Here is an 18,144-nt window from a genome sequence, read left to right as displayed (position 1 = left end):
TGTTGATTGCTATCTAGGCAGTTGCCCCATTTTCGGGTACTACAATGCACCTCCTACGCAACGCAAAGCTGATTGTTAGAATCGCGTTACCCCTCCTTTTGACGATCGCCATCAGTGCGGGTTTGATCGTCCATGCCCGATCCGTGATGCGAGGGTTGTCGGATCAGACGACTGCGATTGTCGATCGTCAGGCGAGCCGCCTGGACGCCTTGCTGCACATGCGCGGCGGTATCACTGAAGCAGCGATCATGGACCGCAACATGTTGCTGGAAACCGATCAACAGAAGAAGACACGCTTCCGGACGCTCCAGCAGAACGCAATGACCGAAGCCCGTGAGGCTGCCGATCGGCTCGTGGCATTGGCCGACTCGCCGGAGCGACGCTCCGGCAACGCGGCCACACGTCAGGCTATCGATGGTTTTTTCGCGATCCTTGATCGAGTGTATGACCTTGGCATGCGCCAGCAGGGTGATGAGGCGTTCCGCATTGCCCGCGATGAAGGCATTCCGGCGCGGTTCAGGATCAACGAGTGGATGCAGGGTCGCGCAACGCTGCTTGCTGAGGAGCTTGCTGCCGCGAAACTGAAGGCCGCCCAAGCAGCCGAAGGTGGAACCTACATGCTGATCGTTTTCGCGGCCGTCGGCCTGCTGAGCTCGCTGGCGCTGGCCGGTCTGATCATCGTGTTCGCTGTGACGCGACCGCTCCAGAGCTTGGTCGATGCCTTGCAGCGCATGGCGCGTGGCGAAATCGATGCGGAGATCAAGGAAGCCGCCCGTGGCGACGAGATCGGCACGGTCGGCAAGGCGGTCGAGGGCATCAAGACCATAGTCGCCCGCAAGGCCGCCGAGGAGGCCGAGGTCCGGCGCCGCGCTGACGCGGCCGCCGCCGCCGAGCGCAAGCGCACCATGGTCGAGCTCGCCGACGGCTTCGAGCGCGCCGTCGGCGGCATCGTCGGCCTGGTCTCGTCCTCGGCCACCGAGCTCCAGGCCACCGCCCAGCAGATGACCGCCACCGCCCAGGAGACCGCATCCCAGTCGACCACCGTGGCCGCCGCCGCCGAGGAGGCGTCGACCAACGTCAACACGGTCGCGGCCGCCGCCGAGGAACTCGGCTCCTCCGTGCAGGAGATCGGCCGGCAGGTGACCGGCTCGGCCCACCTCGCCCAGGCCGCCGTGGGCGAGGCCGACCAGACCGCCCACCTCGTCCAGGCGCTCAGCCAGAACGCCGCGCGGATCGGCGACATGGTCGGGATGATCTCCGGCATCGCCGGCCAGACCAACCTGCTGGCGCTCAACGCCACGATCGAGGCGGCCCGCGCCGGCGCGGCCGGGCGGGGCGGGGCTTCGCGGTGGTGGCTTCCGAGGTGGAGGCGCTGGCCGAGCAGACTGCCAAGGCGACCGAGGAGATCGCCCGTCAGATCGGCGAGGTTCAGGGGGGGACCGCGCAGGCAGTGACGGCGATCGGCGGGATCACGGGGCGGATCCGGGAGATCGACACCGTGGCGACGTCGATCGCGGCGGCGGTGGAGCAGCAGGGCGCGGCCACCCAGGAGATCGTGCGCGACGTCGCGCAGGCGTCGGCGGGCACCAACGCGGTGACGGGCAACATCGCCGGCGTCGCGCAGGCTTCGGAGGAGACGGGGGCTGCGGCCTCGCAGGTCCTGTCGGCGGCCTCGGAGCTGTCGCGGCAATCCGAGCATCTCGGCGCCGAGGTCGCCCGCTTCCTCGCAACCGTCCGCGCGGCCTGATCGTTGTGCGTTTCCTTCAGCGCTGACGATAGCTGCTGACCGCTATCTGGATGTCCGCTTCCCGCCCGCATGGGATCGGAAGCGGACCGGCCGAGGCTGTCCCAGGAGAGGTGCGCCAGCATCTTGCGACCACGACGACACCCACCCGGTCTGCCGTCGAGACGCGTGGTTTTGAGCTTGAGGGGTCGCAGCTACCGGCGGCGGAACTGCAAGATGTCCGGGGGGTAGCTGTCGGCGATGACTTTCTGGTAGCGCCGCTCACCACCGTTCCTGCGGAATGCCTTGATCTTGGCATTGATCGAGGCGACAGTCGCGCGTGCGCTGAGATCGGATTTCGCGGTCTCCTCGGCTGTCAAGCTCTCGGCTTAGAGCGGCATCCGATCAGGTTGCCTCGTATCCTGCAGTGGCGAGGTAGGCTCGACATTCAGCTGGCGCGAAGCGGGTTAAGCTGCGCCGTATGGCTTCCCAGAGATCTGGGATGGTTCGCGCCGCCGCACTGCGCAGCAGCGCCTTCAGCTTCGCGAAGGCCATCTGAGGGGTCCCCAACCGACTTGTCGATTGGGGTATCCCCTGATCGGGTTGAAGTCGGGCGAGTAGGCCGGGAAGTAGAGCAGCCGGGCTCCCACGGCTTCGACCCGCTCGCGGACGCCGCTGACTTTGTGGGCCGGCAGGTTGTCTATGACGACCGTGTCGCCGGGCTGGAGCGTTGGAGCGAGCACGTCGACCACGTAGGTGCGGAAGGCCTGCCCGTTCATGGCACCGTCCAGCAGCCAGGGTGCGGTGATACCGCTGGTGCGCAGACCCGCCGTGACGGTGGTGGTTTTCCAGTGGCCCTGTGGCACGCTCATCCGGCAGCGTTCGCCCCGTGGAGCGCGCCCGTAGCGCCGGGCCATGGTGGTGTTAGCTGCGGTCTCGTCGAGGAACACGAGGCGATCCGGGTCGAGGTCGAATTGGCCCTCGAACCACGCCTCGCGCGCAGCTCTCACGTCCTCCCGGTCCTGCTCGGCGGCGTGGCCGCTTTTTTTCTAGGACGGCAAAGCTGGCTGTCTGGTAGGGTTATGGTCTGAGGGGGCGCTAGAGGCAGGCGCGCCATGTCCCGCACCCAGGTTCGCGTTCCTGATCGTGAGCGGACGCTGAGGCCGATCCGCCGGCTCTGCCCGGCCTGCGGCACCGGCATGCGCATCCGCTACGAGAACCGCCGCACGCTGGTCACGCTGACCGGCACGCAACGGCTGCGGCTGAAGATTCGCCGCTGCGAGGCCGAGGGCTGTGCCCGCTTCCACCGGCCCTACCGCCCGGAGGCCGAGGGTGCGCTCGCCCTGCCGCAGCACGAGTTTGGCCTGGACGTCATGGCGCTGGTCGGCACCCTGCGCCACCGTGAGCACCGCTCCGTCCCGGAGATCCACGCAATCCTGCGCGGGCGCGGCGTTCCCATCGCCGAACGCAGCGTGACCAACCTGCTTGACCGCTACGACGAGGTGCTGGCTGCCCAACTGGCCGTTCCCACTGACCTGCGTCGGCAACTGGCCGAGCAGGACCGGATCATCCTGGCGCTCGACGGCCTGCAGCCGGATGTTGGGCACGAGGTGCTGTGGGTGCTGCGCGATTGCCTCTCGGGCACGGTGCTGCTGGCGCGCAGCCTGCTGTCGAGCACGGCCGCGGATCTGGCCGTCCTGCTGCAGGAGGTGATCGAAGCGGTCGACCTGCCGGTGGCGGGCGTGATCAGCGACGGCCAGCATTCGATCCGCAAGGCGGTGGCGATGGTCTTGCCGGACGTGCCGCATCAGCTCTGCCATTTCCACTTCCTGCGCGAGGCCGCGCTGCCGATCTTCGAGGCCGGACGGCCACACCGCCGCCCTGGTGATGGAGGGCCCGCCTGGGCGGTACGAGGCTGTACTGAGCGCGCCCGGCGGCGACGTGGCCGACGAAGCCGCCGCCGTTCGGCGGGTCGGTCGAGGCTTGGTGCGACGCTACGGCTGCACGGTATCTCGGGTGGGGTTGCGCGTGGTCCGCGCGCCCGAATCGGGATCGGTCGAGCCGAAGCCGGGCGTGGCGGCGCGGTTCGTCGCCCGGACGGGCGAGGCCTGCGCGCGGCTCGCGACGCTGATCGCGCGCGCTGCGCAACGACTGCGCGCCCTACGCGCGCTCCTGGCGCGTCCGATACTGAGACCGAGGCCCCGATCGAGGCGCCGCGCTGGGCTCGATCCGCCGACGCGCGAGGCGGCGGCGATCTATCACGCCCACCGCCGGGACATCCTCGCGGGCTGGGACGGGGGCCACCCGGACAGCTCGCGCATCGACGCGCAGGTCGCGTGGCAGTTGCGTGCCGCCGGGCACGCCGAGCCAGCGGTGGCGGCGCTGGTCGTGGCTTGCGCGGCCGAGCTCGAGCCGTATCGCCGCTGCGACTGGGCGGCGTACGGACGGCGGGCGGCGGCGCGAGCGTTCGCTTCGGATGGGGCGGCTTGGACTTGCTACGGTTTAATGGCTCTTCGTCATTTCGTGTGGGTCAAGGAGCCAGGAGCACGCGACGGCGTAGGAGGTCGAAGCCGGCCCGGCCGTACATCAGTCGCTTGATCAGCTTCAGTTTCGTAATCTGGCCCTCGGACTGAGCGTTGCTTCACGGCATCGTCACCACCGCCCTTAGCTTGTCGAGCGATCCCGTGCGACGATCTCCAGGTCGGTGTGCGACGCTAGCCAAGCCTCGAAGGTCGCCGAGTTGCGGTCGGGCAGAAGATCGATGGCACGATGATGGTCGAGGTGCTCGCCGGCATGGAGAGATTTGCCAGCAGGCGCGCACCGGCTCGAGCGTTGATGGCCAAGCCGACGCGCTGCTGGGCCTTGGCGAGGCGTCGGGTTCGTCGGGCGTGCGGAGCCAGGAGAGAAGAGGCAGGAAGGCAGAATGTCTGTTGGGGACAGGAAGGGTTGAGGCAGCGCAGACTCCGGACGGTGAGGTCGAGCCGAACGGCTCGTCCAAGGGAGTGTAGATCGGCGGGGTGCCGCTGATAGGAGCCGTGACGGGCAGTGCTCAGCGTGCCGCAAACGGGACAACGTCCTACGCAGCGGCAGCCGCGAACGTGCATGACAACGCCTGCCTCAGGCCCATCTTGTTGGAGAGTACCCGGCAGCCAGGAACCTCGTGCAGCCGCGCCATCGCCAAGCTCCGTCCTTCTCACACGAGCGGAGAACGCACGGGGAAGCCAAACGAAATGACGAAGAGCCACTTTTGCGGAGCAAGTCCATTCTTCCGCTTGCGTGATATGTTGGCGAGTCGATCGAGTGGGCGGAACGGATCAGGCGTCGGACGGGTAGGCTTCCGCAATCGAACTCAACCGGGAGAGCGCCTTGGCCAACTGGTAGAGGCGGTCGCGGAAGGCCTCGGCCTCCGGCGTCGTGTCGAGGCGGGAGGGTATCTGTTCGATCTCCCGATCCAGGTCCTGGCTCAGTTGTCGCAGGGATAGCCCGAGTGCCCGAATCTGGGGCCAGCGCGGACCGAGATCCACGTTGGCGATAAGCGCTTGTTCCAGGGCTTTGACGAGGCGCTCCGCGCCCTCTCGGCTGAACCGGGGTGAGAGCAGGTTAATTTCGGCCACAGCGACGTCAGGCTGCGCGGACGGTGGCGAGGAACCGCACGACCTCGGCCGATAGATGCTCGGACTGACGCGACAGCTCGGAGGCTGCACCTAGAACCTGACTCGCCGCCGCCCCGGTCTCCTCGGCGGCACCCGCCACACCCGCGATGTTGCTGGTGACCTCGCCCGTACCCATCGCGGCCTGAGAGACGTTGCGCACGATTTCCTGTGTGGCCGCACCCTGTTGCTCGACGGACGCCGCGATCGAGGTGGCGACGCCGCTGATCTCGCGGATCCGCTCGGTGATCCCCGCGATCGAGGCGACTGCCTGACCCGTTGAGCTCTGGATTTGGCTGATTTGACCCGAGATCTCGTTCGTGGCTTTGGCGGTCTGCTCGGCCAGCGCCTTCACCTCAGAGGCGACCACCGCGAATCCCTTGCCCGCGGCCCCGGCCCGCGCCGCCTCAATAGTGGCGTTGAGCGCGAGCAGGTTGGTCTGGCCGGCGATGGTCGAGATCAGGCCGACGACGTCGCCGATGCGCGAGACAGCCGCGCTCAGTTCCTGCACCAATGCTCCGGTTTGGTCCGCCTCACGCACGGCACGGTGCGCCAGTTCGGCAGAACCCTGCACCTGCCGGCCGATCTCCTGCACGGATGAACCCAGCTCCTCGGCGGCCGCGGCAACCGTGCTGACGTTGCTGGCGGCTTCCTCAGCGGCAGCTGCCACGGTGGTGGATTGACTGGCGGTCTCGGTCGCCGTCGAGGTCATCTGCTGCGCGGTGGCCTGCAGTTCGGTCGCCGATGACGACACCATGCCGATGATGCCGCTGACCGCGGCCTCGAAGCCATCGGCCATCTGGCGCATGCCGGCTTTGCGCTGCTCCTCGGCCGCGAGCCGCGCCTGGGCGGTCTCCGCTTCGAGCTGACGCGTACGGATTAGATTGTCCTTGAACACCTGCACGGCGGCCGCCATCGCGCCGATCTCATCGTGGCGCTGCCGGTAAGGCACCTCTGCTGCAGTATCGCCTCCGGCAAGCACACTCATCGCCTGCGTCATGGTCTGGATCGGGCGGGAGACGCGTAGCAGGCCGAACGCAGCAGCAGCACACGCGGCCATCAACGCCAATGTCACGGCGATGTAGGCGGCCAGCGAGGCGGCATCGGCATCGGACATGGCCTTGTCGGCGTCGCGACGGGCCCCCTGCTCGTTCAGCGCGACGTCGCGCGACAGGTCGGCGCGGGCTTCGTCATAGAGGTTCGCCGTCTCGGGCGCAGTCAGAAGCTTGAGAGCCGCTGGCTGCTGCCCGGCCTCCATCAGGCGACGCATCTCGGCGTCGGCCTGCTCGAACCGCTTCCAGCCAGAGGCAAACGCATCGTAGAGCGCACGCTCTTCTTTCGAGGCGATCAGGGGTTCGTAGGCCTTGCGGACCTGAGCAAGCTTCTCGTGGGTCGCGGCAAGCTTGGCTTCGTTCTCGGCAAGGCGAGCGGGCGTATCGGACAAGCTGAGCAGGCGCAGCTGCTTGACGCGCACCTCGGAAGCAGCATCGCGCATCTGCCCGACCGCGACGACAGATGGAAGCCAGTTCGCCGCGACCTCCGTGACGGAATGGCGGATCCCCGCGAGCTTGATGATGGATAGCGCGCCCTGTCCAGCCGCGATGAGCGCCAGACACCCGAAGGCAGCCGAGAGGACGGCTTTGAGAGACAGTTGAAGGCGCATAGGACAAAGCGGGCGCAGGAGAACCCGCGAGTCCACTGCGCTGGCGACTTGCGGAAGCTGATCAGATCCTATTAGTCAGCGATCAGCTTTGGAAAGGATGCGATACGGCTATTTATAAAATCTTAATCATCAACTCCAAAACATAAGTTGCAATCCGGAATTTGAATATGACATCTTTTTTGGCATTCGAGGCAATTATCACAGAAATTTTACCAGGATTTTTACTGCGTTTAACCGAAGCCGAGCCGGCACGACCTCGGTTAGGTTGAAATAATTGCGCTGCCACAATGGGCTACTCTCCTGGTATTCAGTTTTACGACGTTGCAGCATCGATGATGTCAAATGGGCGCAATCGTGATAGTAGATGTCAAAGATGACAGGATTACTCCGACCGACCGAGTGCATTGGAATTTAAGCGGCGAATGATGCTATATTATACTGCTACAAAAAACTAGAATTACGTTTCGTATGAAGCTCCCGTATTGATTTGCAAGGATAATCTTAGGATTTAGCATTTGAAAGCTGATCATTCAATGTGCTAAAATTATAAATTGGCGATTGTCGTAAGGAAGTTATACAGTGTACAAGTTTTGTTAGCCCTCGCATGCCAGTTCCGCGTCAGACTGGAGCCATGATTGATCAGGACAATGCCGACGGGAACTCTGAGGTGATAGCGTCCGACGGTTTCGAGTCCAGGAAGTTGACCCAGAAGCTTGCACGCTGTGAGGTCTCTGCCCCCGAACATCAATGTGGCCACGTGAACGAGCCAAATAATCCGGCATTGAGAGAATAATACGGATCATCTCATAATATAGACTTTAGCCATTCATGCGGTGTGGCTCAAGTTACCCCCGAAATGACCTGACAGGGGCTCACGCTTGTGGAAGTGTGTGCCTACGACCGACCGTATGATAAGTTCTAACGACCTGTCCCGCTCCGAACGCGTCGAGGTGATCACCTCCGTTCGGCGCCGGCGGCACTAAACGACGCAGGAGAAGGTGCGCCTCGTCGAAGAGACCTATCTGCGTAAGCGCTCGTTGGCAGGCGCCTTGCGGGATAAGATCCTGGACTTGGATACAGTGCTGTCGCGAAGGCCTGTCTCCGCCCTATGTCTGGACCGACGATCTCGCCTCATATCGTCGTAGCCGGCACGCGTCGCTCGTGGACGCTTGAGGAAAAGCGAGCGATCTTCGATAGGGCGGAGAGCACCACCGTGTCGATCTCGTCTGTGGCACGCCGCCATGGCCTGACGCCATCGCTGCTCTTTCGCTCGCGACGCGAGGCCTGGGATGAGGAGCGGGCGGCGGCCCTGCCGGTTCCGCCTCCCTTCGTTCCGCTCGCACTGCCGGCGCCGGTGGGGCTACCGACCCGTGACCAGGGTGCGCCGGGTGCCGCCATCGAGGTGGAACTGGCCGACGGCCATCGGCTGCGTGCCGAGGCCGGTGCCGATCCAGCCCTCGTGCGAGTTCTTCTCGCGGCGCTGCTGGATGTCAAAGGGCGCCGAAGTCTGGTTCTTCCGCACATCGTGTGGCGAAGTGTGCCGGCCGGCGTGACGTGCCCCATCTCCGGAGATCGGCTTTCCGGAGGACGCCATGCCACGCCGTATCCTGCCCCTCGTGCCCGATGGCCTGACCGTCGTCGGCGTCGAGCCGGCGACCGACCCGCTCATCGTGCGCGTCGTACCCCGTCCGGGCCCGACGTGCTGTCCCACCTGTCAATCGTCCGCGGGCCGCAAGCACGGTCACTGCGAGCGCACCCTCGCCGATTTGCCTTGGCAGGGCCGGTCCGTCAGCCTGCGCCTCCGGCTGCGACGCTTCCGCTGTGCGAACCCAGCCTGTCCGCGGCGGACCTTCAGCGAGAGTGTCGATGACGTCGCTGCCGCTCATGCCCGCCGATCCGAGCGGCTGCGCGTGCTCCAGCGCCATCTCGGTCTCGCCCTCGGTGGTGCGCCCGCCGCCCGTATGGCGCAGCGTCTCGCGATGCCGGTGAGTGCCGATACCCTCGTGCGCCTCGTGCGTGCGGCGCCTCTGCCGACACAGCCCGAGCCGCGCGTCGTCGGCATCGACGAGTGGGCTTGGCGCCGCGGGCGCAGCTACGGCACCATGGTCGTCGACCTCGAACGTCACACCGTCCTCGATCTCCTGCCCGACCGGGACGCCGGGAGCGTCGCCGCTTGGCTGCGCGTCCATCCGGGCATCGAGGTCGTCGCTCGCGACCGCGCCGACGTCTTCGCCGAGGGCTCCCGCGCGGGCGCGCCGCAGGCCCAGCACGTCCTCGATCGTTTTCTCCTGCTGCGTAACCTCAGCGTCGCCCTACGTGCGATCGTCGCCCATCATCATGGCGTGATCCGCGCCGTCGGTCGTGCGCTCATCGATCAGGGGGGCGAGGCAGCGCAGGCTGCGAAGGAAGCCACGCGTCCGCCGACGGTGATCGAGGTTCGGAAGCGGGCGACGCACGCGCGGCATTGGGCTCGGTACTCCGAGCTCAAGCGGCTGTCCGAGAGCGGCGCCTCGGTGGCCGGCATGGCTCGGGCCCTGGATCTCGATCGCAAGACGGTGCGGGTCTGGCTGCGCCAGGACGCGCCGCCCTGCTGGCGGCGACGCCGCACCGTGCCGACGATCCTCGACCCCTACCGCGATCATCTCGAGGCGCGCTGGCAGGCCGGCTGCCGCAACGCCGCCGAGCTCGCCCGCGGGCTGATCCGCGCGGGGGCCGACATCCGTCCGCGGGTGGTGCGGGATTGGGCGATGAGACGGCGTCGCGCGAGCGCGGACGTTATGGACGCCACGCCGGGCTCGATGAGCGCGCCGCGATGGCGGCCCCCGTCGATCAACCGGACGGCGTGGCTCCTGCAGGCGGACCCGAGCGCAATCGTTGCGGACGATCGCCGCTTCCTCGATCACCTGCGGGTGGAGGCACCCGATCTGGCGAAGAGCGTGGCCGTCGCGACGCGCTTTGCCGACCTCGTGCGACGGCGCTCGGGTGAGAGCCTGGAGGCTTGGTTCGCGGCGGCGGCGGCGACGCCGCTGGCGAAGTTCGCCGCCGGGCTCGAGCGCGACAGGGACGCGTTACGCGGCGCGATCACGACGCCGTGGTCGACGAGTCCGGTGGAGGGGCAGATTGGCAGGCTGAAGATGCTCAAGCGCACGATGTTCGGCCGCGCGGGCTTCGCGCTACTGCGCCAGCGCGCCCTCACCGCGACCTGACCTGGAATTCCGCGCCACACGAAATGCGGAAGAACCACGATCACTCGGCGTTGACATGGACGGGATCCGGGAGAAATACGATCTCTCAGAACGTCACGCCTGCCGGATCGTCGGCCAGCATCGGGGTACGCAGCGCTACGTGCTTGCCGTGCCGGCCGACGAGGATGCGCTGACCCGCGCCATCGTCGCCCTGGCGTCCGAGTACGGACGCTACGGCTACCTCCGCGTCACCGCGCTGCTTCAGGCAGCCGGCTGGCAAGCGGGCAAGGACCGGGTCCAGCGCATCTGGCGTCGCGAGGGGCTGAAGGTTCCCGGCCGACATAGACCCCGCAGCCGCCTCTGGCTGAACGACGGCTCGTGCGTGCGGCTGCGTCCGCTCCACCGCAATCACGTCTGGAGCTTCGACTTCGTACAGGCGCAGACGCACGACGGGCGGAGCCTGCGCATCCTGACGCTGATTGATGAGCACAGCCGGACCTGCCTCGCACTGAAGGTGGCGCGGCGCATCAGCAGCGTCGGCGTGATCGAGGCTCTGACTGAGGCGATGTGCCTGCACGGCATCCCGGAGCACATCCGCTGCGATAACGGCCCTGAGATGATCTCGAAGGCGCTGCGCAGATGGCTCGCCAAAGCTGGCTCGCAGATCCAATACATCGCGCCCGGATCGCCGTGGTAGAACGGGTATTGTGAAAGCTTCAACGGCAAGCTGCGTGACGAGTGCATCATGCAGGAGATCTTCTACTCACTGAAAGAGGTGCAGATCGTGATCGGTCTATGGCAGAGCACATACAACCGCATCCGACCGCACTCGTCCTTCGGCTGCCGGCCGCCTGCGCCTGTCAGCTTCCCAGATCTGGCCTTCCGGCTACCCATGGCCGCTACCATGCAGTAGCCTCACATCTGGCCCGGTCCAAAATACCGGTCAGGTCATGGGTGGGCTTCTTTTCGGACTGGGGACGTAGTCATAAGGCGATGGCGCGCCCAAGCATGTCTACCACAACATTGTTTCTCCCAATAGACAACCGAGCGTCATAAGCACGGTTAGACTGCGAGCCTGCGGAGTTCATTCATGCCTTCCTCGCGCGAGATCACGGGCGCGTAGCCGAGTTCCTTCCGCGCTTTTTCGATGTTCAGGGTGATCTCGAACGCAGATGCAGCATAAGCCTGCAAAGTGAGCGGCGGGACGATCCGGCCTCCCGTCAATCGTCCAGCCAGTCCGCCAAGCTGGGCGATTATACGAACCAGCACGCGCGGTATAGTCTTGTCCGGGCCAGATAATCCTTGCGTGCCAAGCATTTCCGTGACGAAGTCGCGGAACTCCGAAGGAGCATCGTCGGCAAGAAAATAGATCTGCCCCGCGTGGCCACGGCGCAGCGCCAACTCGAGCCCAGAGCAAAGGTTGGCGATGTGCAGGGTCGAGGTCAGATAACGGCCGCCGTCTATCCAGGCGAGCTTCCCAGCGCGGGCCATTTCCGTCAGGATCGGGATCGCCGTAGTATCGTCACGCCCCCAGACCATGCGAGGACGCACCACGACGACACGCATGCGTACGCTGTTAAAGCCGAGCGCGATCCGCTCCGCCTCGGCCTTGCTGCGCGAGTAAGAGCCGGCGGGACGCCGGGGGTAGGGCCGGCGCTCATCGACGTTTACAAGCGGTTTGCCGTCCGCGAGGACAGACTCGGAACTCAGGTGGATCGCCGTAGCTATGCCCGCTGCCGACGCTACTTCCAAGACGTTGCGGGTGCCATCGACGTTCACCCGCCACTGCTTCGATCCGCCCATGCCGTGATTGGTATCTGCGGCGGTATGGATGAGCGCATCGCAGCCGCTCATCCCGTCGCGTATCGATGGATCGAGAATGTCGCCCACGTAGGCCTCAGCCCCAAGGCTTCGCACTGTCTCAGCCGATCCCGTGCTGCGCGCCAAGCCAACAACTTCGATGCCGAGTGCGACGAAGTGGCGGACCAGATTGCGGCCAACGTACCCGCCCGCTCCGGTGATGAACAGGCGCTTGCTGGGCACATCTCCGACCACCGCAGTTTCCGTCATCGTCATCCGCAGATCTCCGCAATCATGAAAAGGACCATCAGTCCGAGGTCTCTGGCGTGCCAAATGGCGGCAAGCCTTCTGCCAGCTTGGAAATCTCGCTTAGAATCTTCTCGCGCTCGGCGGTAGGAAACTGATGGAAGTCGAGATGCTCTAGGAACTTGAGGCCTTCCAGGGCGAGATAAGCGAGTAGCGCTTTACGAGGCGCAGCCGACGTTTCGACGATCCGACTGATGGTGGCGTCCTGCTGCGCGCGCATTCGCTGGCGCAACCCTTCGTCCAGAGCGAGAGCTGCGGTGAGGTTCAACGCGACGGGTTTGAACGCTGCTGGAGGTGGCGTCGCCGCGCCCTGGATACGTCCGAGGATCGCGAGGTTCGAGCGTTGGCCGAGATCGCCTTCAAGGGAGGCATGATGAGCCTGATCGCGTTGAAAGGCCCGATGGACTACCGCCTCGATCACCCCCTGCTTGGTCTTTAGATCGTAGAGTACGCTGCCCTTACTGATGCCCGCCTCCTGAGCAACGGCTTCAAGGGTCAGGTTCGCCGCTCCGACGCGCGCAACGACGCGTTCGGCGGCGTCGAGCATCGCTTCGCGATCGATTGTGCGTTTGCGACCCATACCATGCTCATTTATATCCGTCTGGTCGGATATAAACGTTGGTGATTTTTTCGCAATGGGGAAGTCGGAGGAGTCGTGGGGTTTTCCCTACTTTGGTGCCGCCGCTAAGGAGCGTCGTGTCGTCCGAACTACTGGCTGGCTCGACAGACGGCAATCGTCGCCCAAGCGGGCAATTCGCGGTCGGGCGCACCGACGCGCTGTTCGCGCTCCGTCTCACTAGTGCAGTGACGCGGACGGAGGATTCACGCAGGCGGTGAGGCGTGCGAGTCTGGGCCAGGGCTCAGACGGTATGCGTTCTTCTCGATGCGAGCGACGCGGCATGGCTGGCTGCCATCGCCAGCGACCGCTCTCGCCCGCTCAAACATATCCAGCGCGCCGGCATCGTCCTGCTCTCGGCCGAGCGCCTGAGTGTCCAAGAAGTCGCCCGGCGGGCGGGCGTCAGCCGTCCGGCCGTGTGGCGCTGGCAGCGGCGCTACGCCGAGGCGGGCGTCGAGGGTCTGCTGCGCGACAAGACGCGTCCGCCCGGGACACCACCCCATTCGACCGAGACGGTCGCCGAGGTGCTGGCGCTGACTTGCTCGGAACCGCCGGGCGAGGTCACGCACTGGACCGGCCGGGCCGTGGCCCGCGCGGTCGGGATCTCGTTGCGCGCCGTGCAGCGGATCTGGGACGCTCACCGCCTCCAGCCGCACCGACTGCGCACGTTCAAGCGCTCGCGCGATCCCGCCTTCGCCGCCAAGGTCGAGGACGTAGTCGGCCTGTATATGGATCCGCCGGCCCATGCGGTGGTGCTGTCCATCGACGAGAAGAGTTAGATCCAGGCGCTGGAGCACACCCGCCCCGACCGTCCGCTCGCCTCCGGCCATGCCGCCGCCCAGACCCACGACTACACACGCCACGTCACCACGACGCTGTTTGCTGCCCTCGACGTCTTGGCGGGCACCGTGCTCGGCCGTTGCATGCAGCGCCACCGGACCGGTGAGTTCATCCGCTTGCCGGGACGCCGTCGAGGCCGCCGTCCCGCCCGGCAAGGCGATCCACGCGATCCTCGACAACGTCGCCACCCACAAGCATCCGAAGGTGCGCACCTGGCTCGCCCGGCACCCGCGCTGGACGTTCCACTTCACTCCGACCTCGGCCTCGTGGCTCAACGCGGTCGAGGGCTTCTTCTCAGCGCTCACCCGTCGTCGGCTGCGGCGAGGCTCCTTCACCGGCGTCGTCGACCTCTAGGCGGCGATCAAACGCTACATCGCCGAGCACAACCGGAGCGCCAGACCATTCGTCTGGACCAAGCCCGCCACCGATATCCTCGCCGCCGTCAGCCGATCCCCTGAACCATCCGTCTGAGTCAGTGCACTAGCCGTTCAAGACGCTTCAGCCGATGCCTGAAAGCAGTCATGGATGGGTGGCGCGACGTGGACAAGCCTGTCGCCGAGCGACCTGCGGCCTGCCGAAACGACCTTTGCCTGACCCTCTCCGCAAAGCAGATACGGCTCGAGCATAGGAAGCTGCCTCTGCCGCGGTGGACTGCTCCACACAAACCCACTCAAGAATACCTTTCCTATTACGATAGGGAATGTCGGATAAAAATTTCAATACAATCAAAAAATGTCGAATATAAATAGTTTCTCACGTGATATGCCCTTTTACCTGTATGCTTCTACAAGCGACTTATCGAAAATTTTACTCAATGTTAAGAGTTGCATTGTATATTTGAATCGATTTATGCCAGGGCTCGTGTGTCGCTATGCTGAGAAATTCAAAGATCCTGGCCAAGGCGGCCGTCCCGCTCTTGATTATGGCAGCCGTCGCTGCGGGATTGGTGTTCTATGCCATCAGCGGGCTCAATCAGCTCGCCGGGCAGACGCGCGAGATCGTCGACCTGCAGGCGGTCCGTCTCGAACGGATCCTGAGCATTCAGGTCAACACCAACGACGCCGCTGTCCTGGCGCGCAATCTCATCCTTGAGACGCGTGAGCAGGAGATGGCCGGCTATAAAACGCGCTACGATGCGACCGTGAAGGCCTCGCTCGATGCTGTGAATACCCTGATTGCGATGGCCGATACACCTGATCGGAAAGCCACCAACCAGACCCTGCAGGGTATCCTCAAGGAGTTCTACGCCGCCCTGGACAAGGCAAATGCCCTTGGCCTCAAGAACGACAACGAAGCCGCCGCAAAGGTCCTCCTGATCGAGGCCTCTCCCACGCGCACCAAGATGCGAGAGTTCGTTCAAGGTCGCGTTGAGCGGCTGAATGCCGAGCTGCGCCGAGCCCGCGACGATGCCGAGCAGGCCGTGACCGCGGCCAAGACCATGCTGATCGCCGCCTCCGTTGCCGGCCTCATCGGCGCGATGGCGCTGTCGGCCCTGATCGTGATCTTCGGCATCACGCGTCCGTTGGGTAGCCTCGTCGGCGTGCTCCAGCGCATGGCTCGCGGCGAGGTCGACGCCGAGATCCGGGAGGCCGCTCGCGGCGACGAGATCGGTGCCGTCGGCAAGGCGGTCGAGGGCATCAAGGCGATGGTCGCCCGCAAGGCCGCCGAGGAGGCCGAGGTCAAGCGCCGCGCCGACGAGGCCGCCGCCGCCGAGCGCAAGCGCACCATGGTCGAGCTCGCCGACGGCTTCGAGCGCGCGGTCGGCGGCATCGTCGGCCTGGTCTCGTCCTCGGCCACCGAACTGCAGGCCACCGCCCAACAGATGACCGCTACCGCTCAGGAGACCGCCTCCCAGTCGACGACCGTGGCAGCCGCCGCCGAGGAGGCGTCGACCAATGTCAACACGGTCGCGGCCGCGGCCGAGGAACTCGGTTCGTCGGTGCAGGAGATCGGCCGGCAGGTGCAGGGATCTGCCAGCCTCGCGCAGGCCGCGGTGGGCGAGGCCGGCCAGACCGCTCACCTCGTCCAGGCGCTCAGCCAGACCGCGGCGCGGATCGGCGACATGGTCGGGATGATCTCGGGCATCGCCAGCCAGACCAACCTGCTGGCGCTCAACGCCACGATCGAGGCGGCGCGGGCAGGTGCGGCGGGGCGGGGCTTCGCGGTGGTGGCCTCCGAGGTAAAGGCGCTGGCCGAGCAGACCGCCAAGGCGACCGAAGAGATCGCGCGCCAGATCGGCGAGGTTCAGGGCGTGACCGCGCAGGCGGTGACGGCGATCGGTGGGATCACGGGCCGGATCCGGGAGATCGACAACGTGGCCACCTCGATCGCGGCGGCGGTGGAGCAGCAGGGCGCGGCCACGCAGGAGATCGTGCGCAACGTGGCGCAGGCGTCGGCGGGCACCAACGAGGTGACGGGCAACATCGCTGGCGTGGCGCAGGCCTCGGAGGAGACGGGAGCGGCGGCCAATCAAGTCCTGTCGGCGGCCTCGGAGCTGTCGCGGCAATCCGAGCATCTCGGTGCCGAGGTCGCCCGCTTCCTCGCAACCGTACGGGCAGCGTGAGAACGTCATGGCTAAGATGCATGTTCTCCCAGTCCGCTCTCACAGCCTCGATGAGGTCACACGTCTGAGCGAGGAGCTGGCCGCCGCGTACGAGCGGGGTCAGCATCTCGGCCCGCGGGCGTTGCATATCCAGGCTGGCGGCGAACGGCTGATGGAGATGGGCCGTCAGTTGGAAGTTGTTGTCGACGAGCTGGATCTATCGCTGACCAAATTCGGCATGCAAGGGCAGGTGAATACCCTGCGGCGCATGCTCAGCACCGTCCACCAGCTTGCTGGCATGGCACAACAATTTTCGCCTCCTGCTTGACCTTGATCGGACTCAACCGCCGACCTCGATAGGATACAAACACTGATCGGCCATCGAATATTGACAAAGGTGAGCCAGAAGAAGACTGTCGCGAGATCATCTATATGCGATACGGGCAAGAATCGCTTTAAATGCTCTCTGGGGCCGCTGGCGGGGTGGCGCCTCGACGAGGCGCCAAATACCCATGCGGAGCCTCACAGACCATTTTTGTCGATATGAGGCCGCGACTAAACACGCACTACATGGCACGGGTACGACATGCGTGATTTCCGCCGTCGTACCCCTGTGAACACCCCCAGCGGAACCCATAGCGCCTCAGCGGCGCATCCCTCAGATCAGGATGCGCTCGATTTCGTCCAAATTCACCTCATCGGCCCGGCGATCGTAGAGCTGGGTTGTCCGCGTCGATGCATGGTTGGCGATGGCGGCGGCGCGTTCCAGGGTGCCGCCGTTCTTCAGGTAGGCGGTGATCCCGCTGGCGCGGAACGTGTAGTTGCCGATCTGCGTGGCGATACCGGCGGCCTTCGCCCGACGCCGCACCATCGCATAGGCATTGGCGCTCGGTAGGTACGTGCGGGTCAGTTCGGCCGTCCCGCGCCGGATCGTCCGGAACAGAGGGCCGTCGCCGTCGGCGGCGATGCCTGTGCCGTCCAGGTAGGCGTGCAGGTAGCTCTCCAGGTTGTGGTGGCAGGGTAAGTCTGGACTTGCTACGGTTTAATGGAGAGCGGTTTGGTGGGTGAAGCCCCTCTCGAACTGGATAGGGCTGGTGTAGCCCAGCGCCGAGTGACGGCGACGGGGATTGTAGAAGCCAACGATGTAACGGGCCAGCGCGACGGTGGCCTCGGCTCGTATCGGGAACGCGGTGCGCCAGACCAACTCGCTCTTCAGCTTCTTGAAGAACGTCTCGACCATCGCGTTGTCGAAGCAATTTCCCTTGCCAGACATCGAAATCACGATGCCATGTCCTCGTAGTTCCGCCTGATACTCATTCGAACAGTACTGACTGCCGCGGACGCCCTTCTGTGTGTCAAGCCGCGATGCGGGTCTGGTTGATCGCCTGCCGGCTCCGGGTGATGAGCGTGAACACCTCACGGGCGATGTAGCGCTTCAGGCAGCGGATCGCTTCCAGCTTGGAGTGGCCTTCTGCGATGCGGCGGGCCACATACGTCTTGGTCCGCTCATCGGTTCGCAGTCGCCCGATGGCGATGATGTGCAGCGCGCTGTTGGCCGCGCGATCACCGCCTCGGTTGAGGCGATGGCGCACCGTCTTGCCCGATGAGGCCGGCACGGGGCTCACGCCACAAAGCGCCGCGAAGCCTGCCTCTGCGCGCAAGCGCTCGGGATTGTCGCCGGCCGTCAGGAGAAGCTGAGCGGCGCCATTGCTGCCGATGGAGTTGCGGGCCACGAGGTCCGGGGCAAGCTCGTCGACGATGGCGCCGATCATGGCATCGAGATCGGCGATCTCGTCGTGCAGTTCCAGATAGCGCCGCG

11 protein-coding genes and 9 pseudogenes are annotated in these 18,144 nt (G+C 65.3%); 9 read left to right on the top strand and 11 right to left on the bottom strand.

Annotated elements, in window-relative coordinates; genetic code table 11:
* Positions 1–44: 44 nt before the first annotated feature.
* Positions 45–1,747 (top strand): annotated as a pseudogene (locus ACLBYB_RS25650) (methyl-accepting chemotaxis protein).
* A gap of 191 nt (positions 1,748–1,938) precedes the next feature.
* Here the strand turns inward: ACLBYB_RS25650 and ACLBYB_RS25645 are convergent.
* Together ACLBYB_RS25645 and ACLBYB_RS25640 are read right to left on the bottom strand one after the other, a co-directional pair.
* Positions 1,939–2,103, bottom strand: a complete 165-nt coding sequence (locus ACLBYB_RS25645; protein ID WP_447700468.1) for a hypothetical protein — start codon at positions 2,101–2,103, stop codon at positions 1,939–1,941.
* Between the two features lie 25 nt (positions 2,104–2,128).
* Positions 2,129–2,772: pseudogene (locus tag ACLBYB_RS25640) on the bottom strand (IS630 family transposase); the annotation flags it as partial.
* Between the two features lie 150 nt (positions 2,773–2,922).
* Between ACLBYB_RS25640 and ACLBYB_RS25635 the strand changes: the two are divergent.
* Positions 2,923–3,591: pseudogene (locus ACLBYB_RS25635) on the top strand (ISNCY family transposase); the annotation flags it as partial.
* 19 nt (positions 3,592–3,610) lie between these two features.
* Positions 3,611–4,129, top strand: a pseudogene (locus ACLBYB_RS25630) (hypothetical protein); the annotation flags it as partial.
* A 264-nt stretch (positions 4,130–4,393) separates the two neighbouring features.
* Here ACLBYB_RS25630 and ACLBYB_RS25625 read toward each other — a convergent pair.
* The 3 genes and pseudogenes from ACLBYB_RS25625 to ACLBYB_RS25615 form a co-directional block, all read right to left on the bottom strand.
* Positions 4,394–4,904: pseudogene (locus ACLBYB_RS25625) on the bottom strand (transposase family protein); the annotation flags it as partial.
* A gap of 133 nt (positions 4,905–5,037) precedes the next feature.
* Positions 5,038–5,337 carry a hypothetical protein gene (locus ACLBYB_RS25620; protein ID WP_447700467.1) on the bottom strand — a complete coding sequence of 100 codons (300 nt, stop codon included), beginning with the start codon at positions 5,335–5,337 and terminating at the stop codon, positions 5,038–5,040.
* A gap of 7 nt (positions 5,338–5,344) precedes the next feature.
* Positions 5,345–7,036 carry a methyl-accepting chemotaxis protein gene (locus ACLBYB_RS25615; protein ID WP_447700466.1) on the bottom strand — a complete coding sequence of 564 codons (1,692 nt, stop codon included), beginning with the start codon at positions 7,034–7,036 and terminating at the stop codon, positions 5,345–5,347.
* Positions 7,037–8,144: 1,108 nt separating this feature from the next.
* Between ACLBYB_RS25615 and ACLBYB_RS25610 the strand changes: the two are divergent.
* A pseudogene (locus tag ACLBYB_RS25610) lies at positions 8,145–8,459 on the top strand (transposase); the annotation flags it as partial.
* Here the strand turns inward: ACLBYB_RS25610 and ACLBYB_RS25605 are convergent.
* Complete coding sequence (locus tag ACLBYB_RS25605) at positions 8,397–8,558, bottom strand: hypothetical protein (RefSeq protein ID WP_447700528.1); 162 nt, start codon at positions 8,556–8,558, stop codon at positions 8,397–8,399. The pseudogene ACLBYB_RS25610 and the gene ACLBYB_RS25605 sit on opposite strands and share 63 nt — an antisense overlap.
* A gap of 94 nt (positions 8,559–8,652) precedes the next feature.
* Between ACLBYB_RS25605 and ACLBYB_RS25600 the strand changes: the two genes are divergently transcribed.
* Both ACLBYB_RS25600 and ACLBYB_RS25595 read left to right on the top strand, forming a co-directional pair.
* Positions 8,653–10,242 carry an ISL3 family transposase gene (locus ACLBYB_RS25600; protein WP_447700465.1) on the top strand — a complete coding sequence of 530 codons (1,590 nt, stop codon included), beginning with the start codon at positions 8,653–8,655 and terminating at the stop codon, positions 10,240–10,242.
* A gap of 55 nt (positions 10,243–10,297) precedes the next feature.
* Positions 10,298–11,134: pseudogene (locus tag ACLBYB_RS25595) on the top strand (IS3 family transposase); the annotation flags it as partial.
* A gap of 149 nt (positions 11,135–11,283) precedes the next feature.
* On the opposite strand, the gene ACLBYB_RS25590 reads toward ACLBYB_RS25595, so the two are convergent.
* A complete protein-coding gene (locus ACLBYB_RS25590; RefSeq protein ID WP_447700464.1) occupies positions 11,284–12,297 on the bottom strand; it encodes an NAD-dependent epimerase/dehydratase family protein in 1,014 nt (337 codons plus the stop codon).
* 31 nt (positions 12,298–12,328) lie between these two features.
* A complete protein-coding gene (locus ACLBYB_RS25585) occupies positions 12,329–12,907 on the bottom strand; it encodes a TetR/AcrR family transcriptional regulator (RefSeq protein ID WP_447700463.1) in 579 nt (192 codons plus the stop codon).
* 260 nt (positions 12,908–13,167) lie between these two features.
* On the opposite strand from ACLBYB_RS25585, the pseudogene ACLBYB_RS25580 reads away from it, so the two are divergent.
* The 3 genes and pseudogenes from ACLBYB_RS25580 to ACLBYB_RS25570 all read left to right on the top strand — a co-directional run bounded on the left by ACLBYB_RS25580 (position 13,168) and on the right by ACLBYB_RS25570 (position 16,653).
* Positions 13,168–14,254: pseudogene (locus ACLBYB_RS25580) on the top strand (IS630 family transposase).
* A gap of 400 nt (positions 14,255–14,654) precedes the next feature.
* Positions 14,655–16,346, top strand: coding sequence for a methyl-accepting chemotaxis protein (locus ACLBYB_RS25575; protein ID WP_447700462.1), 1,692 nt, complete (start codon positions 14,655–14,657; stop codon positions 16,344–16,346).
* 7 nt (positions 16,347–16,353) lie between these two features.
* Entirely contained in the window at positions 16,354–16,653 is a 300-nt protein-coding gene (locus ACLBYB_RS25570) for a hypothetical protein (RefSeq protein ID WP_447700461.1), read from the top strand.
* Between the two features lie 330 nt (positions 16,654–16,983).
* Here ACLBYB_RS25570 and ACLBYB_RS25565 read toward each other — a convergent pair whose 3' ends face one another.
* The 3 genes and pseudogenes from ACLBYB_RS25565 to ACLBYB_RS25555 form a co-directional block, all read right to left on the bottom strand.
* A complete protein-coding gene (locus ACLBYB_RS25565) occupies positions 16,984–17,196 on the bottom strand; it encodes a hypothetical protein (RefSeq protein WP_447700460.1) in 213 nt (70 codons plus the stop codon).
* A gap of 171 nt (positions 17,197–17,367) precedes the next feature.
* Positions 17,368–17,664, bottom strand: a pseudogene (locus ACLBYB_RS25560) (integrase core domain-containing protein); the annotation flags it as partial.
* 16 nt (positions 17,665–17,680) lie between these two features.
* Positions 17,681–18,144, bottom strand: a 464-nt coding sequence (locus ACLBYB_RS25555; protein WP_447700459.1) for a transposase, incomplete at its 5' end; no start/stop codon positions are given.

It is taken from the genome of Methylobacterium sp. D54C (genome assembly GCF_053345595.1).
The sequence above is the reverse complement of the archived record's forward strand: the minus strand, read 5'-3'. Positions and strand labels throughout refer to the sequence as shown.

Coding starts and splice junctions, on each gene's coding strand:
- ACLBYB_RS25615 (WP_447700466.1), bottom strand. CDS start 7,036: ATGCGCCTTCAACTGTCTCTCAAAGCCGTCCTCTCGGCTGCCTTCGGG.
- ACLBYB_RS25575 (WP_447700462.1), top strand. CDS start 14,655: ATGCTGAGAAATTCAAAGATCCTGGCCAAGGCGGCCGTCCCGCTCTTG.
- ACLBYB_RS25570 (WP_447700461.1), top strand. CDS start 16,354: ATGGCTAAGATGCATGTTCTCCCAGTCCGCTCTCACAGCCTCGATGAG.
- ACLBYB_RS25585 (WP_447700463.1), bottom strand. CDS start 12,907: ATGGGTCGCAAACGCACAATCGATCGCGAAGCGATGCTCGACGCCGCC.
- ACLBYB_RS25590 (WP_447700464.1), bottom strand. CDS start 12,297: ATGACGATGACGGAAACTGCGGTGGTCGGAGATGTGCCCAGCAAGCGC.
- ACLBYB_RS25565 (WP_447700460.1), bottom strand. CDS start 17,196: ATGGTGCGGCGTCGGGCGAAGGCCGCCGGTATCGCCACGCAGATCGGC.